12 protein-coding genes are annotated in these 15,407 nt (G+C 74.0%); 3 read left to right on the plus strand and 9 right to left on the minus strand.

The features are described 5' to 3' along the window. Positions 1–146 precede the first annotated feature (146 nt). From H030_RS0109005 to H030_RS30605, 4 genes are all read right to left on the minus strand, one after another. Complete coding sequence (locus H030_RS0109005) at positions 147–2,795, minus strand: Ig-like domain-containing protein (RefSeq protein ID WP_081690627.1); 2,649 nt, start codon at positions 2,793–2,795, stop codon at positions 147–149. 287 nt (positions 2,796–3,082) lie between these two features. Further along, positions 3,083–4,246, minus strand: coding sequence for a right-handed parallel beta-helix repeat-containing protein (locus H030_RS0109010; RefSeq protein ID WP_155891932.1), 1,164 nt, complete (start codon positions 4,244–4,246; stop codon positions 3,083–3,085). 12 nt (positions 4,247–4,258) lie between these two features. Further along, the gene (locus H030_RS0109015) at positions 4,259–5,425 is read right to left on the minus strand and encodes a glycosyltransferase family 4 protein (protein ID WP_027005878.1); all 1,167 of its coding nucleotides are present in this window, start codon (positions 5,423–5,425) and stop codon (positions 4,259–4,261) included. Position 5,426: 1 nt separating this feature from the next. Then, complete coding sequence (locus tag H030_RS30605; RefSeq protein ID WP_051222136.1) at positions 5,427–6,362, minus strand: glycosyltransferase family 2 protein; 936 nt, start codon at positions 6,360–6,362, stop codon at positions 5,427–5,429. 77 nt (positions 6,363–6,439) lie between these two features. Here H030_RS30605 and H030_RS0109025 point away from each other — a divergent pair, with 77 nt between their 5' ends. After that, entirely contained in the window at positions 6,440–7,363 is a 924-nt protein-coding gene (locus tag H030_RS0109025) for a hypothetical protein (protein ID WP_027005879.1), read from the plus strand. Here H030_RS0109025 and H030_RS0109030 read toward each other — a convergent pair. The 4 genes from H030_RS0109030 to H030_RS0109045 are packed head-to-tail and all read right to left on the minus strand — an operon-like array spanning position 7,360 to position 12,506. Further along, complete coding sequence (locus H030_RS0109030; protein WP_027005880.1) at positions 7,360–8,934, minus strand: hypothetical protein; 1,575 nt, start codon at positions 8,932–8,934, stop codon at positions 7,360–7,362. The two genes, H030_RS0109025 and H030_RS0109030, sit on opposite strands and share 4 nt — an antisense overlap. Beyond that, the gene (locus H030_RS0109035; RefSeq protein ID WP_027005881.1) at positions 8,931–10,187 is read right to left on the minus strand and encodes a hypothetical protein; all 1,257 of its coding nucleotides are present in this window, start codon (positions 10,185–10,187) and stop codon (positions 8,931–8,933) included. The genes H030_RS0109030 and H030_RS0109035 overlap by 4 nt, the downstream gene beginning before the upstream one ends. Next, positions 10,184–11,638: an O-antigen ligase family protein gene (locus H030_RS0109040; RefSeq protein WP_027005882.1), complete on the minus strand. Its 1,455-nt coding sequence runs from the start codon at positions 11,636–11,638 to the stop codon at positions 10,184–10,186. The genes H030_RS0109035 and H030_RS0109040 overlap by 4 nt, the downstream gene beginning before the upstream one ends. Continuing rightward, entirely contained in the window at positions 11,625–12,506 is an 882-nt protein-coding gene (locus tag H030_RS0109045; protein WP_027005883.1) for a hypothetical protein, read from the minus strand. The genes H030_RS0109040 and H030_RS0109045 overlap by 14 nt, the downstream gene beginning before the upstream one ends. A 31-nt stretch (positions 12,507–12,537) precedes the next feature. Here H030_RS0109045 and H030_RS36730 point away from each other — a divergent pair, with 31 nt between their 5' ends. Beyond that, positions 12,538–13,653 (plus strand): glycosyltransferase, encoded by a 1,116-nt coding sequence (locus tag H030_RS36730; protein ID WP_196809055.1) that lies wholly within the window; start codon positions 12,538–12,540, stop codon positions 13,651–13,653. 69 nt (positions 13,654–13,722) lie between these two features. Further along, positions 13,723–14,343: a hypothetical protein gene (locus tag H030_RS0109055; protein WP_027005884.1), complete on the plus strand. Its 621-nt coding sequence runs from the start codon at positions 13,723–13,725 to the stop codon at positions 14,341–14,343. On the opposite strand, the gene H030_RS36735 is transcribed toward H030_RS0109055, so the two are convergent. Next, positions 14,340–15,338, minus strand: a complete 999-nt coding sequence (locus H030_RS36735) for a sugar phosphate nucleotidyltransferase (protein WP_027005885.1) — start codon at positions 15,336–15,338, stop codon at positions 14,340–14,342. The two genes, H030_RS0109055 and H030_RS36735, sit on opposite strands and share 4 nt — an antisense overlap. Between the last annotated feature and the right edge of the window lie 69 nt (positions 15,339–15,407).

The raw sequence follows: 15,407 nt of genomic DNA on the forward strand, positions 1-15,407 counted from the left end.
TGGGAACACACAGGCACGCTGGGCTGGACGCTTGCAGCGCGCACACGACAGACACTCCTGCCGATCCCCTCAAGCCGGGGCTCGGCCGGGCAGCACTCTACCCAGCCGAGCGGATTCCACGCACGCTGGGCGTGCGCTTGCGTCGGTCAGACGGACCGCAGGGTCAAAATGCAGAAACCCTGACCGATCAGAGAGCCCGTGACGGCGCCGGTCCTGCCGGCCTTCACGCGCAGGGACTTCACGGCCCTGCCGGTGCGGTCGGCGCAGCGCGTGACCGTGATCTTCGCGCCCGCCGAGGCCGGGCCGGCGCCGACCAGCGCCGTGCGGTCGGCCGTCGGCTTCGACGCGATGCGCCAGCTGCCGGCGCTCGTCGCCGTCGCGCGGGTGGCGGACCGCGACGACCCGCGCACGACGTTGACCGCGCTGGAGGCGACGGCGCCGTCGGTCGCGAACGCGCGGGCGACGACCGTGTGCGCGCCGGCGGTCACCGACCGCGGGACGCGCCAGCGGCTGACGGCGTACGGCGCCGTGTCGTCGCTGGCGATCCTCGTGCCGTCGAGCCAGAACTCGACGTGGTCGATCGCGCCGGTCGTCGTCGCGGCCGCCGACAGCGTACGGGTGAAGCGGTCGCCCGAGGCCGGGCGGCTCAGCGTGACCGTCGGCCCGGCGCTCGGCGCGGGCGGGTCGGCGATGACGACCGGCGGCGTCTCGCTGCCGTCGCCGGCCGGCGGGTCGGGCGTCTCGGACGTGCCGGGGTCGGTCGCCGGGGGCTCCGTCGAGGGCGGCGTCGGCGTGACGTCCGGCAGCGCGACCGTCCAGCTGCGGCTGGCGCCGGTCGCCTCCGTGTTGCCGGCCGCGTCGGTCGCGCGGACGGCGAACGTGTGCTGGCCGATGCCCAGGCCGCCGACGGTCGCCGGCGACGTGCACGCCGTCCAGGTCCCGCCGTCCAGCGAGCACGCGAACCGCGCGCCGGCGTCATCGGCCGAGAACGCGAAGCTCGCGTCACCGCTCAGCGTCATCGCCTCCGGGCCGGACGCGATCGTCGTCGCCGGCGCCTGCGTGTCGATCGTGAACGTCCGCGTCGCGGGCGACGCGTCGGTGTTGCCGGCCGCGTCCTTGGCGCGCACGCTGAACGTGTGGCTGCCGTCGGCCAGCGTGCTCAGCGTCTTCGGGCTGGTGCAGGACGTCCAGGCGCCGCTGTCGACCTTGCACCCGAACGTCGAGCCGGACTCGCTGGAGGTGAACGCGAACGCGGGCGTGCTGTCGTTGGTCGTGCCGGCCGGGCCCGAGCCGATCGTCGTCTCGGGCGCCGTGGTGTCGGCGACCTGCGTGCTCACCGTGAACGCCGCGCTCGCGGGCGAGGCGTCGGTGTTGCCCGCGGCGTCGGTCGCGCGGACCGAGAACGTGTGGCTGCCGTCGGCCAGCGTGCTCAGCGTCTTCGGGCTGGTGCACGACGCCCAGGCGCCGCTGTCGACCTTGCACTGGAACGTCGAGCCGGACTCGGTCGCGGTGAACGCGTACGTCGGCGTGTTGTCGTTGGTCGTGCCGGTCGGGCCCGAGCTGATCGACGTGTCCGGCGCGGTCGTGTCGGCCGGGGGCGTCGTCGTGCCGCCGCCGCCACCGCCGCCCGTGGTGCCGTCCGTGCCCGTGATGCCCATCGCGGTGCCGTCGTCGGCCCTGCCGGTGCCGGTGCTGCCGGCGGCCAGCGCGTAGCCGGCCCACGACGTCGGGCTGGACCCGCCGGCGTAGGTCGGGCTGCCCTTGATGTCGTGGCTGCCCATCGCGCCGCCGGAGATCAGGTTGTAGTCCACGCTCGTGCCCTGCGGCGCGCCGCCGGTGGAGCTGCCGACGTCGGCCAGGACGTTGTCCTTGACGACGTTGCCCGAGCTCGTCGCGCCGCCGTTGGACTTGTCGACCTCGACCATGCCGCCGCTGCCGGGCAGGACGTTGTGGGAGATGATGTTCCCGGTCGCCGCGCCCATCACGATCGGCCACGGGTAGCCGGTCGTCGAGATCACGTTGTTGGTGATCGTCTCGTGGTCGGAGCCGTCGGGGGCCATGATCCCGGTGGCGTTGTCGTGCAGCCAGTTGCCGGTGATCACCGTGTGCGACGAGCCGTAGAGCTGGATCGCGTCGGAGTGCGCCTGGCTGACCTGGGCGATGCCGTGGAACTCGTTGCCCGGCCCGACCTGGACGCCGTAGGCGCCGCCGATGATCTGGACGCCGTCGGCGTCGCCGTTGGGGCCGAACGTGTTGTTGGAGATCGTGACCCCGACCGGCTGCGTGTTCTGGTAGCCGCGCACGGTCAGGCGGCCCTCGTAGCACGTCGAGCACACGTTGATGCCCGCGAACGTGTTGTGATCGATCAAGATGTTGGCGTTCGGCGTCGAGGTCGGCGTGTCGACGCGCAGCATGCCCGTGAACGTCGAGTTGACGATCGACGTGTTCTTGGCGCCGTTGAGGTAGCCGCCGTCGATCGTCAGCCCGTCGAGCTTGATGTTCGCGATCTGGATCGTCGGGAACATCTCGGCCCTCGCGCCGGACTGCGCCGTGATCGTGACCACCGAGGACTTGGCACTGGACGGCGTCCACGAGCCGTAGTCGCCCGCGGCGAGGTGGATGACGTCTCCGCCGGCCGCCGAGTTGTAGACGCTCGAGAAGTTCGACGTGGTGGCGTTGAGGTCTGCCGCATGCGCGGCTCCCGACGCGCAGGCGACGGCGATGACGGACGAAAGCGCTGCGGTGATGGCGCGCAACGACGTGCGGCGGCCACCCCGGAGGGCAACGTAGGACATGCTTTGTTTCCTCTTTCCAGCGGATGGAAGACGCGCAACGCATCGACCCTGCTGGGAAGTGCCAACGGCTGGACCGCCGCAGATCACGGGTGCAACGAAGGCCCCTCCCTGAAGGGCTCCTGCTCGCTGCTACGACTATCGGTCATGTTCGCTCGGGTGGTTGAGCGATCCGCGTGGCCCTCCGACATTTGTCGGCCCCTGCCTGCGGACGGCGGGTTAGGTACCCCCGTCGCGCGAGCGGCTAAACGCCCAGGCGCGAAGCGCCCGCGCGAGGTACGCAGGAGGACCTAGCCGGCGATGCCGATGTTGGTGCCGCCGGTGCCGCGACCGTGTCCCGCGCTGGAGCGCGCCAGCCGGTAGCCGGCGTAGCTCGTGGGCTTGGAGCCGCCCTTGAAGCGCGGTCGCCCGCGCACGTCGTGGGGCCCGCGGGCGCCGCTGACGAGCAGGTTGTAGTCCTGGTCGACGCCGGTCGGCACGCCGCCCCTGGCGTTGACGACCGCGCGGGCCGTGTTGTCCTGGACGACGACCTCGCTGCTCGGGTCGCCGTTGTTGGACCGGTCGACCTCGATCGACCCGCCGCCCGGGAGCGTGTTGTGCACGATCGTGTTCCTGTGTGCGCCGCCCATCACGATCGGCCACGGGTAGCCGGTCGTCTGGATCACGTTGTTGGTGATGATCTCGCCGCTGGAGCCGTCGGGCGCCATGATCCCGGTGGCGTTGCCGCTCATCCAGTTGCCGGTGATGACCGTGCGGGTCGAGCCGTACAACTGGATCGGGTCGGTGTGCGGCGAGCCCTGGGCCTGGCTCTGGCCGAGCCCGGCGAAGCGGTTGCCGGGGCCGATCCTGACGGCCTCGGCGGTGCCGATGATCTGGATGCCGTCGGCGGTCCCGCCCGGTCCGAAGCGGTTGTCGCGGATCGTCACGCCGACCGGGCGGCCGTCGGGGTGGCCGTCGCCGCGGATCGTCAGCCGGCCCTCGTAGCACTTCTCACAGGGGTCGACCGCGTGGAACTGGTCGTGCGTGAAGAGGATGCCGGCGTCGCGCTCGAACGCGTCGACGCGCGTCATGCCCGTGAACGACGAGCGGCGGATCGTGACGTCGCGGACCGCGTTGAGGTAGGCGTCGGGGATCGTCACGTGGTCGATGACGACCTGTTGCTCGCCCTGCAGCTGCAGCTTCATCGTCGCGACACCGCTCACCGGTCCGCGGACGGTGACCGGGCTGGACTTCCTGCCGCCGCTGAACGTGCCGTAGTCGCCGGGCGCGAGGCGGATGACCGCGCCGCCCCTGGCCTTCCTGTAGACGTCGGCGAGGTTGTCCGGCGTCGCGGGCGTCTCGGCGGCCGACGGGTCGGCGGCGGAGACGCCGCCACAGCCCGAGAGCGCGGCGCCGCCGGCGGCGGTCGCGGCGACCGCGACGAGGGCGAGCAGGGGGCGGAGGCGGAGGGGCACGGTCGGCAAGGCCTACAGGAACGCCGCGAGCGCGTCGACGTCGGCGGTCTGCGGGCCGATCGCCCGCAGCAGCCGGCTCCCGACCGCCGGCCACGTGTACTTGTCCGCCTGGACGCGCGCGAGCGCGCCGAGGCGCTGAGCGGTGACGGGATCGCAGAGGGTGCGCATCGCCTCGAGCAGCGCGTCGTCGTCGGCGGGGTCGACCACGAGGCCGCCGTCGCCGATCAGCTCCGCCGAGCCGCCGACGGTCGAGCCGATGCTCGGCAGCCCGCCCGCGCCCGCCTCGGTGTAGGCCAGCGCCGAGGCCTCCTGGTGTGACGGCATCACGAAGACGGTGGCGCGCGCGTTCAAGGCCATCAACTCGGCCTGCTGGGCCGGGTCGTCGAGCGCGAGCACGCCGTGGCCGGTGACGCCGGGCACGGCGCTCACGTCCGGGTGGCGGCCGACGAGGTCCAGCTCGGCCTCGGGCACGTCGGCGCGCAGGCGGTTGAACGCGCGCAGGACGCCGTCGCCGTTCTTGCGCTCCCACTCGACGCCGACGAACAGGAAGCGCGGGACCGACCAGTCGCGCGGCGCGTCCAGCGCCTCGCGGTTGCGGCCGACCCCGACGACATGGACCTTCTCGGCCGGGATCCCGTAGTCGCGCACGATCGACTCGGCGACCCAGCCGGTCGTCGTGCAGCACGCGGTCGCGCGCTCGTAGGCGCGGCGCTGCGCGTCCAGCCGCGCTTGGATCGCGCTCGCGGGCAGGCCCTTCCACGCGGGGTACGGCGCAGCGAGGACCTGGGCCACCGTCATGTCCTCGAACGTCACGACCGGCGCGTCGGCGGCGACCGCGTAGCCGGTCCCGATCTGGACGATCCCCTCGACCGGGCCGAGCGTCCGGACGCGGCGGCGCGCGGCGCGCGTCTGCAGGCGCCCGAGCTCCGGGCTCAGCCGCGCCGAGCGGCGGCTGTTCTTGACGGCGGTGACGAGACCGGCCGAGCGGTCGCTGCGGTGCAGGCGCGCGAGCGACAGCGCGTGCATCGCCAGCGCGTTGACCGCCGGGTGCGGGTCGGCGTCCAGCGAGCGCACGGTGGCGCCCGCGGCCTCCATCCCGCGCACGACGCCCGACGGCGTGCCCGACCAGGTCGTCGGGTGGCGCGGGTCCCCGGGGAACGCGACGGCGACGGTCGTCATCTCAGCGGCGGTCGTCGACGTGGACGGCGGTCGGCGGCGGGGCCACGAACGGCGCGGGCGCGCGGCCGGCCAGCGTTGCGAGGGCCAGGCGCGAGGCCGCGCGCTTCTCGCCCGGGGCGATCGCGCGCAGGAGGTGGCCGGTCCCGAGCGCCGAGAGGTACAGCGTCCGCTGCGGCGCGGTGAAGTGCTTGCCCGCGTACTGGCGGCGTGCGTAGGCGTCCTGGGCGACGAGCCTCGGCGCCGCGCCCGCCTTGCCCGCGTGGTGCAGGATCGTCATGACCGGCAGGTGGCGCGCGCCCCAGCCCGCGCGGCGCATGCGCAGGCAGAGGTCGGTCTCCTCCGCGAACAGGAAGAAGCGCTCGTCGAGCAGCCCGGCGCTGAGCAGCGCCTCGCGGCGCGCGAGCAGGAACGACCCGGACATCCAGTCGCAGTCGGTCGCGCGGTCGTAGTGGGCGAGGTCGAGCTCGCGCTCGCCCATCCAGCGCCGGCGCGCGGGCCAGCGCTCGGAGCCGAGCGCCTGGCAGGCCGCGCGCATCGGCGTCGGGAAGTAGCGGATCGTCGGCCACAGCGTGCCGTCGGCGGTGACCTGCTTGACGCCGGCGACGCCGACGTCCGGCGCTGCGCGCAGCGCGGCGATCACGTCGGCGAGCTGGCCGTCGAGCAGCTCGGTGTCCGGGTTGAGCAGCAGCACGAACGGCGCGTCGACGGTCTTCAACCCCTCGTTGTTGCCGTAGGCGAAGCCGTGGTTGTCGCGGCGCAGGACGCGGACGTCTGAGAACTCGCGCTCGACGAGCTCGGCCGAGCCGTCGGTGGAGGCGTTGTCGACGACGACGACGTCGAGCTCCAGCCCGTGGGCGTGGGCAGCCAGCGAGGACAGGCAGGGCCTGAGCCATCGAGCGCTGTTGTGCGAGACCACGATCACCGCGAGGTCGGCCATCACGCAACCAACGCGATCACAACCGAAGATCTTCCACAGCGGCGGAAGCAGCACGCGGGACCGCGCGTTGATTCGGCGTGGATCTCATCACCGCACTCCGCGCGCTGTGGCGCGGTCGCCTCTTCGTCGCCCTCGCGTTTGTCGTCTCGGTCGCTCTCGGCATCGTGGTCGCCTACAAGGTGACGCCGGGCATCCCGCCGAAGCTGGAGAGCCGCCAGTACACCGTCGCGCTCGGCACGGTCAACGTGCTCGTCGACACCCCGGACTCCCAGGTCATCGACCTCAGCCCGAGCGGCGCCGACGCGGTCGGCACGCGCGCCTCGCTGCTGGCGTCGCTGATCTCGACGAGCCCGATCAAGAGCGCGATCTCCGCGCGCGTGGGCATCCCGGCCAACAGGCTCGTCGTGCTCGGCCCGCAGGCCGGCGGCGGGACCGCGCCGCCGACCGGCGCCGCGGCGGCGGTGACCCAGAACGGGCGCGACGCGAAGATCATCTCGATCCGCACCGACTCGTCGCTGCCGGTGATCTCGATCGACACGCAGGGGCAGAACGCCGCCGAGGCGACGCGCCTGGCCGACGGCGCGGCCGCGGGCCTGCAGGACTACCTCAAGACCGTCGTCAAGTCGCAGAAGGTCCCGGCCTCGCGGCGCCTGGTGCTGCGCCAGCTCGGCGCGCCGGAGATCGGGATCTCGGTCCGCGGACCGCGCAAGGCCTACGGCGCGGTGCTGGCGATCTTCCTGTTGATCCTCTTCTGCGCCGCGGTCGTGATCCTCCCGGGGATCGTGCGCGCGCTGCGCGCGGCGGCCGAGGACGAGAAGCGCGAGCGGGCCGAGGCGGACCACCGCCGCCACGCGGCGGCCGAGGCCGCCGAGCGCGCCGAGGCCGAGGCGGCCGAGGCCGAGCACGCGCCGACGGGTCCGTTCACGCAGGTCGCGACGCCGAGCTGGGTGCGCGCGATCGACGCCGACGGCACGCCGCTCGCGGTCGAGCGCCACAGCTAGCCGCGCAGCGGGGCGAGCCGGTCGCGCAGCTCGGTCCCGATCCGGCGGACGGCCGGCCACGGCCGCAGCGGCGGGTCGGTCACCGCGCCGACCGGCGTCTCGAAGCGCGAGTGCAGGCGCAGCGTCACCGGTGCGTCGTCGACCAGCGGCAGCGCGTCGCCGAACGGGACGGTCGTCCCGCTCCCGAGCGACCAGCCGGTGAAGACGTCGCCGCCCTCGGCCGGCCGCATCACGGTCAACGCCTGGGCGCCGGCCGGCGGCGTCACGACGACGCGGTTGGCGAACGGGCGCACGACGGCCAGGCCGGCGAGCGCGTGCACGCGGTGGCTGCTCTGCGCGATCGCGCCGAGCGACGTCCACTGCACGGCGCCGATCCGGTTGACGCGCTGCGCCGCGACCGCGAGCGGTTCCAGACCGCTCGCGACGTCGTCGTGGTGGCCGTAGAGGACGATCGCCTGGTCGAGGTAGGCGCGCAGCGCCAGCCCGTTCGGGCCCCAGTCGAGGGGCACGCGCGGCAGGACCGCGCAGCCCTCGGTGAACGTCGCCGGGTCCCAGCCGGCCAGCGGCCGCCCGGCGATCGGCTCCTCGCGCCACGGGAACGGGTGGATCGCGCAGAGCCCGTCGTAGGGGAGCGCGCCGAGCGCGCTGGCGGTGGCGGGCGAGACCATGCCGTGCGGCGCGGTCATCACGCGGCTGACCGGCAGCTGCTCGGCCGCCTCGAAGGCCTGCACGCGCCGCAGCGCCTGGGCGCACAGCGCCAGCGCCTCGGGCAGCGCCCTCGGCTGCAGCAGCTCGCGCTTCTCGTGGTTGTTGCCGTGGAACGCGAGCGACACGCGGTCGGCGCGCTGCCGGAAGAGCCGGACGGTCGGGCCGTGCGCGCCGTGGCGGTCGAGCGGGATCATCGCCATCGCCGCGTGGTAGTTGTGGGCGTCGGCGTGGCGGACGAGCGCGGCGAAGTCGATGTGCCCGTAGGTCGGGCGGCGCAGGTTGGGGTCGTCGAACAGGATCGTGGCGCGCACCGGCGGGCCCTGCACGCCGGCCGGCTCGGCGACCGCGCGCAGGAACGCGACGAGCGCGATCAGGACCAGCGAGCGCGGGCCGTGCAGCGGCGTGCGCAGCGGCGCGTCGGGCGCGAGCGCGAACAGCGGCGCGGCGATCCGGTCGATCGGCGCGTGCTCGTGCGGGTGCCGCGTCCAGCACGCCTCGCCGGCGGCGGTCGCGCCGAGCACGACCTCCCCGGCGCCGACGACCAGCGGTGCCGCGAGGTCCTGGTCCTCCAGCGCGACGTCGTGCAGGCGCGCGTCGAGCAGCGGCGTCGCCGTGAGCAGGACGTCGGTGCGCGGGCCGCCGCGCAGCGGCTCGTGCGGGCCCGGGAAGGCGAGCGCCGGGACCTGCGCGATCACCGCCGCGCCGCCGTCGTCGCCGATGCCGATCACGCCGTCCGGGCGCGCGCCCTGCGGGTCCCAGGCGACGAAGTCCGCCGGGAACGCGGCGCTCAGCGCCGACCAGAGGCGGTCGTGCTCAACCAGCGCCCCGGCGGGCGCGATCGCTACCCGGACGCGTGCGATCACGACAGACCGAGGCAGGCGTTGAACGCGCGGCGCGCGTAGAACGCGGCGGCCTGCGCGGCCAGCGACAGCGACCGTCCGGCCGAGCCGCCGTCGTCGGCGACCTCGTCCACAGCCGTGACGAGCGGGGCGAGCATCGCCGGCCACCGTAGCTCATCGGCGAGGCGCAGCGCAGAGGCGCTCGCCTCGGCGCGCGCGGCGTCGTCGCCGAGCAGGTCGTGCAGCGCGGCGGCGGTCGCCTCGACGTCGCCGGGGTCGACCAGCCGCGCGGCGCCGGCCGCGGCCATCTGGCCGGCGACGACGTCGCCGCGGGCCAGGACGCTCGGCAGCCCGGCCCAGATGTAGTCCATGTAGCGCGCGCGCGCGGCCAGCGGCGACTCGTCGGCCTTGGCGTGCAGCGTCAGCCCGACGTCGGCGTCGCGCAGGTAGCGGTCGCGCTGCGCGTAGGGGATCCACTCCTCCAGGAAGAACACGTGCCTGCCCTCGAGCCCGCGCTCGCGCGCCAGCGCGCGCGCCTCGCCGGCGGCGTTGAGCGTCGCGGTCAGCTCGTTGGGCGGCGGGCCGACGGTGATCACGAAGCGCACGTCCGGGCGCTGCTCGGCGAGCAGCTCGATCGCGCGGATCGCGCTGGGCGCGTCGAACCAGCGCCAGACCGAGCCCCACCACAGGATCAGCGGGTCGTCGGCGCCGATGCCGTCGAAGTGGTCGCGCAGCCGGTGCTCGGTGGTCTGCGGCGGGTCGTCGGACAGGCCCATCCCGGCGATCACCAGCGCGGGGCCGCCGTCGTGCCGGCGGACCGCGGCGAGGTCGGCGGCGAGGTGCTCGCGCTGGGGCTCGTTGGCGACGACGACGACGTCGGCCGAGCGCAGCTGCAGGTCCCGGAGCTTGCGCCGCTGCGCGGCGAGCCGGCGCACGCGCCAGCCGTCGCCGAGCGACTGCAGCTCGACGTCGACCGGGTCGTAGAGGTCGGCGACGCGGACGCTGCGCCGGCCGGCCATCGCCAGCAGCAGGTACGGCGGCAGCAGCGGGCCGATCACGACGTCGTGGCGCAGCGCTTCCCGCACCAGGCGCCGGCGCGTGCGCGGGACCATCCGGATCCCCTCGCGCACCTGCTCGCCCGCGACGTCGGCGATCACGGTGACCTCGTGCATGCGCGCACATGCGCGCGCGATCTCCCAGCCCCGGATCTCCGGGCCCGCCGGCTTGTCGCCCGGCTCGCCCTGGATGATCACCAGGACGCGGCGGCGCGCGCTCACGGCGCGACCTGCCCCGGGTCGTCGGCGCGCGTCCTGCCCCAGGTCGCGGCGGCCGCGAGGCCCGCGATCGACAGGAACACGTACGGCGCGTGCGGGAACGCCATCGAGTCGAACAGCTGGCTGACCACGACGAACACCACCGCCGCGGACGCCGCGGCGAGGTGCGGCGTGGCGACCGCGGGGTCCCGGCTCCTGACCCAGCGCCTGGCGACCGCGACCGTGCAGGCCATCACCGCCAGGTAGGCCAGCAGCCCGATCACGCCGATCGACACCAGGTAGCCGAGCAGCTCGTTGTCGAGGATCCGGTAGCGCGCCTCGCTGTAGGCGCCGTAGCCGCGCCCGAGGATCGGGTGCAGGAACACGTCGGGGCGGACCGCGTCGTAGTCGTCCGTGCGGTCGCTCACCGTCGAGACCGAGTTCAGCCGGCTGCCCTGGAACTGCACGAGGACCGAGCCGAACGCGCCCGGCGACAGCACGTGGACGAGCGCGAGGATGACGAGGAACAGCGGCGCGAGGCGGACCACGCGGCGCGGGCGGAAGACCGCCAGCACGGCGATCGCGGTGACCGGCGCGATGATCGCGGTCTTGCGGAACGTCGCGATCGCGGCGGCCAGGAACAGCGTCGCGGCCAGCGCGTAGCCGATCTTCGCCCACCTGTCCCTGGTCTCCAGCAGGCCGATGATCGCCAGCGGCAGCGCCATCGCCAGCATCGACGTGAGCTCCAGCCCGTGCTGGGCCGGGCCGCGCGTGAGGCGGCGGCCGATCTCGTCGACCGCGCCGAGCTGGCCCGGGCTCTGGGACACGAAGAGCTTCGGGATGAAGATCTTGCTCGAGAGGTCGTAGAAGACGTTGTACTGGGCGTTGTACTCCCAGAGCGTCCCGATCGCCGCGACGACGGCCAGCGCGAACGTGAGCTTCAGGAACGCGCGCACCTCGGTCGGGCGCACGATGCTCGTGATCATCAGGAAGAACGCCGCGTAGCTGAAGATGATCGACAGCTGCTTGAGCGCGTCGTCGAACTCGCGCGTCTGGTTGAGCGTGTGCTCGTTGACGACGATGCTGACCGCGCAGATCAGCACGAAGGTCAGGAAGGCGTAGTGCGGGGCCGTCAGCCGCAGCCGCGGCCGGCTCGCGCCGCCCGAGACGACCGCCACGAGCCAGGAGCCGACCAGCAGCGGCAGCATCACGCGGTCCAGCTGCAGGTCGATCGGGAACGAGACGCGCAGCTTGATGGTGTTGAACGGGATCAACCACAACATCGCGATGAACGCGGCGATCAGCCACGGCAGCACGCGCCGCGTGTGCGGCCAGTCGTCGGCGATCTGCCGTGCGCGCGAGCGCGGCGCCGGGCCCTGGTCCTCGAACGTGGGGCGGTCGTCGAGCGGCGGCGCCGGCGGGGCCGGCGGAAGGTCGCGGGCCCGGACGGCCGGGGGCGCGTCAGTCAGGCTCATGGGTGGCGGTGCTCGCCGGTGCGGGACCCGATGCGGCGGCCGGCTCCAGCTTGGGCAGCCACCAGTTCCTGCCGTCGCGCCTGGCCCGCTGGGAGTCCAGGCTCCAGCCGTGGCGCACGCGGAGGAAGACGCGGAACGTGGCGCACGCGACCGCGAAGCTGATGAAGAACGTCAGGAGCGCGAGCTCCTTGTTGATGCTCGGGTTGACGATGCCGCCCTGGGCGCGGCCGAACTGGATCAGCCGGGTGCGGGCGCTGTGCCTGACCTGATCCTGGTTGGCCATCAGCGTCAGGTAGTCGCGCAGGCCGTCGACCGCCGCGTTGGCGAGGTTCGCGGCGCCGGCGGCGTCCGGCGCCTGGGCGTCGACGTACATGATCGGCTGCGCCGGGTTGACCGAGATCGCGAGGCGGTACTTGTCGGTCTCGGCGATCAGGTCGGTCGAGCGGCGCTCGCTGCCCGGCTCGAACGCCGAGCGCGGCAGGTTGGAGCCCAGCGAGGCGACCGCGACGATGTCCTGGACCGGGACGTGGGCGCGCGCCGCGATGTAGCCGCGCACCGGCGAGCTGGCCATCACGTTGCTGAGCAGGTCGGCGCGCGTCGTCAGCGCCGCGAAGTCCTGGGTGTTGGCGTTGAGGTCGACGATCTTGGAGTGCGGCGCGTCGACCAGGACGCTCGTCGAGGCCGCGCCGATCTCGAGGTGGCGCGGCGTCAGGCCCGGCGGGAAGAGCCCGATGTGGTACAGGCTCCAGACCGACGAGAGGACGGCGAACGCGAGGCACAGCGCCGAGCCGACCTTGTGCCGCCAGAGTTGATGAAGAAGTGCGCCGAGCTGCATGACCTGCCCGACCAACGCGGGGACGGCGCGCAAACTTGCGCCTGCCGGGCACGTTTGTGGGGCGATGGCAACACGAACCCAACACGGGCCCGTGCTGATGGCGGTCCACAGCCCCAAGCCGGCGGGCGCGCAGCTCGTCGCGCTCGGGCAGGCGGAGGCCCTGTCAGCCGACTACGAGCTCGTCGTCGCCGTGGGGGAGGGCGAGCTGACCGGCCGCTTCGCCGCGCTCGGCCCGGTCGTGGCGCCGTCGAGCCGCCTGCCGATCTGGGGCGCCTCGCCCGCGCGCTGGTCGCTGGAGATCGGGCGCGCGCTGCCCGACGCGGTGCGGATCGCGCGGCTGATCCGCGCGCGCGACGTGCGTGCGGTGGTCGTCAACTCCTCGATCCTGGTCGCCCCGGTCCTGGCGGCGCGGCTGGCGCGCGTGCCGGTGATCGTCCACGTCCAGGAGGCGCCGAAGTCCGCGGCCGTGCGGCGCCTGCTGCGCTTCCACGGCGCGGTCGCCGACACGGTCGTCGCGATCTCGCCCGGCATCGCGCAGCAGCTCGGCGACGCGCGCGCGCACGTGCTGCTCAACCCGGTCGGGATCCCGCTGAGCGCGCCGCGCGCGGCGCGCGGCCCGCGCTCCGGCGCGGCGCTCGCGCTCGTCGTCGTCGGGACCGTCGACCGCCACAAGCGCCAGGACCTGGCGATCGCCGTGCTGGAGCGGCTGGCCGCGGCGGGCCGCGACGCCACGCTCGAGCTGATCGGCGGCGAGGCCGACCCGGGCTACGGCGCGGAGCTGCGCGCGCAGGCGCAGGCCGCGGGCGTGGCGGAGCGCGTGACGTTCTCCGGCCAGCGCGACGACGTCGCGGCGCGCGTCGCGGCGGCCGACGTCCTGCTGCTGCCGGCGGGCGAGGTCACGCCGCTGGTGCTGATGGAGGCGATGGCGGTCGGCACGCCGGTCGTGGCGGCGCGGATGGGCGGCGTGGCCGACGTCGTCGGCGACGACGGGACCGCCGGCCTGCTCGTCCCACCCGACGACGCCGGCGCGATGGCCGCGGCCGTCGCCCGGATCGCCGACACGCCGGAGCTGGCCGCCGCGCTGGCCCGCGGCGGCCGCGCCCGCGTCGAGGAGCGCTTCGACCAGCGCCGCTCGCACGCGCGGCTGCGCGACGAGATCGAGCGCCTCACCGCCGCGTGACGCAGACCTGGCCGAAGGGCCAGGTGGTGAGAAACGCTGCGTGTCGTTGCGCTTGTACGTTCCGGCACCATGGAGTTCCGTTTGGCCGAGCGCCTCTCCGCCGTGGGTGCACGTCACGACGTCCACTGGCTGATCTACAACCCGTTCCAGTTCCGCTGGTTCCACCAGCAGGCCAAGGGCAACGCGCCCGGCGTCGTCGACGCGCTGCGGGAGGTCTTCCCCGAGGCGCGCTCGGTCGTGGACGTCGGCGCCGGCGCCGGGACGTTCGCCGCCCGCGCCAAGCGCGTCGGGCTGCACGTGCAGGCCTTCGAGTACGGGTACTTCGGCCGCGTCTACGCCGCCGCCCAGCGCGTGCGCTCGCGCAAGATCGACTTCGGCGCGCCGCTGCCCGAGCGGCCCGCCGCCGACCTCGCGTGGTCGTTCGAGGTCGCCGAGCACCTGCCGCCGGAGATGGGCGACCGGCTCGTCGAGTTCCTGTCGGGCTTCCCGCAGGTGGCGTTCACGGCCTCACCGCCCGGCCAAGGCGGCATCGGCCACATCCACCTGCAGCCCAAGGAGTACTGGATCGAGCGCTTCGCCGCGCACGGCATGCGCCACGACCCGGAGCGCTCGGAGCGCCTGCGCGCTGCCTTCGGCCGCCGCGACGTCGCGTTCTGGTTCCCGCAGAACGCGCTGGTCTTCAGCCGCTAGGACAGGACCACTTCGGCGCCGTCGCCGAGCGCCATCCGCAGCGCGGACGGCGGCTCGAAGGCGCGACGGACCTTGGCGTCGCGGCCGATGATCGACTCCTGGATCCGCGTGCCGACGAAGGCCAGGCAGGCGCCCGGCAGGATGATGGAGTACTCGACCTCGGCGCCCTCGACGACGACGTCGGCGCCGATCGAGGTCGACGGCCCGACGTAGGCGTCGATGACGCGGGCGCGCGGGCCGATCACCGCGGGGCCGCGGACGAGCGAGCGCTCGACGTGCGCGGTCGGGTGGATGACCACCGGGCCCTGCACGCGCGAGTCCAGGACCGAGTCGTGCGGGATCGACGGCGTCAGCGTCTCGAGCATCCGGCGGTTGGCCTCCAGCAGCAGCTCCTGCGGGCCCAGGCACGGCAGGCAGCCGTCGACCTCCTGCACGCGGACCTGGCCGCCGCCCTCGCGGACGCGGCTCAGCGGGTCGGCGCGCAGCTCGTCGCCGGCGAGGATCTCGATCGCGCGCTCGCTGAGCAGCAGCGACCCGTCGAGCGCGCCGTCGTCGTGGGCGCCGAGCTCCAGCGCTCCGGGCAGGCGCAGCGCGAGCGCGTCGAGGCGCTCGCCGGCGAAGGCGGTGATGTGCGAGTGGATGCGGTCGCGCAGCAGCGAGCCGGCGTGCTGCACGAGCACGGGCTCGCGGCCGATGAAGCCGCTGGCGCCGCCGAGGACCTGGGCGAGGGTCGGCGCGGGACCGCACTCGACGAAGCGCACGTTCATGCGCCAGCGCGAGCCGTCGCCGATCGCGCTGCGCATCGCGGCCGAGCCGGCCGGCTCGATGGCGATCGCGGTCTCCAGCACGCCCGCGGCGCTGAGCTGGTCGAGGTCGTGGAAGATCAGCGGCCGGTTGGCGACGGGGACCAGCGCCTTCGGCGCCGAGCGCATGCTCGGCCACGGCGTGTCGTGCGGCGCGGTGGTCGCGATGACGACGGCCTTGGCGATCTCCATGTCACAGCAACGCCGCGGGGCAGCGAGTTCTTGCACAACTCGTGCCCTCGGGCAGCGGATGAAATACGG

The organism is Conexibacter woesei Iso977N (genome assembly GCF_000424625.1).
Lineage (GTDB): Bacteria > Actinomycetota > Thermoleophilia > Solirubrobacterales > Solirubrobacteraceae > Baekduia > Baekduia woesei_A.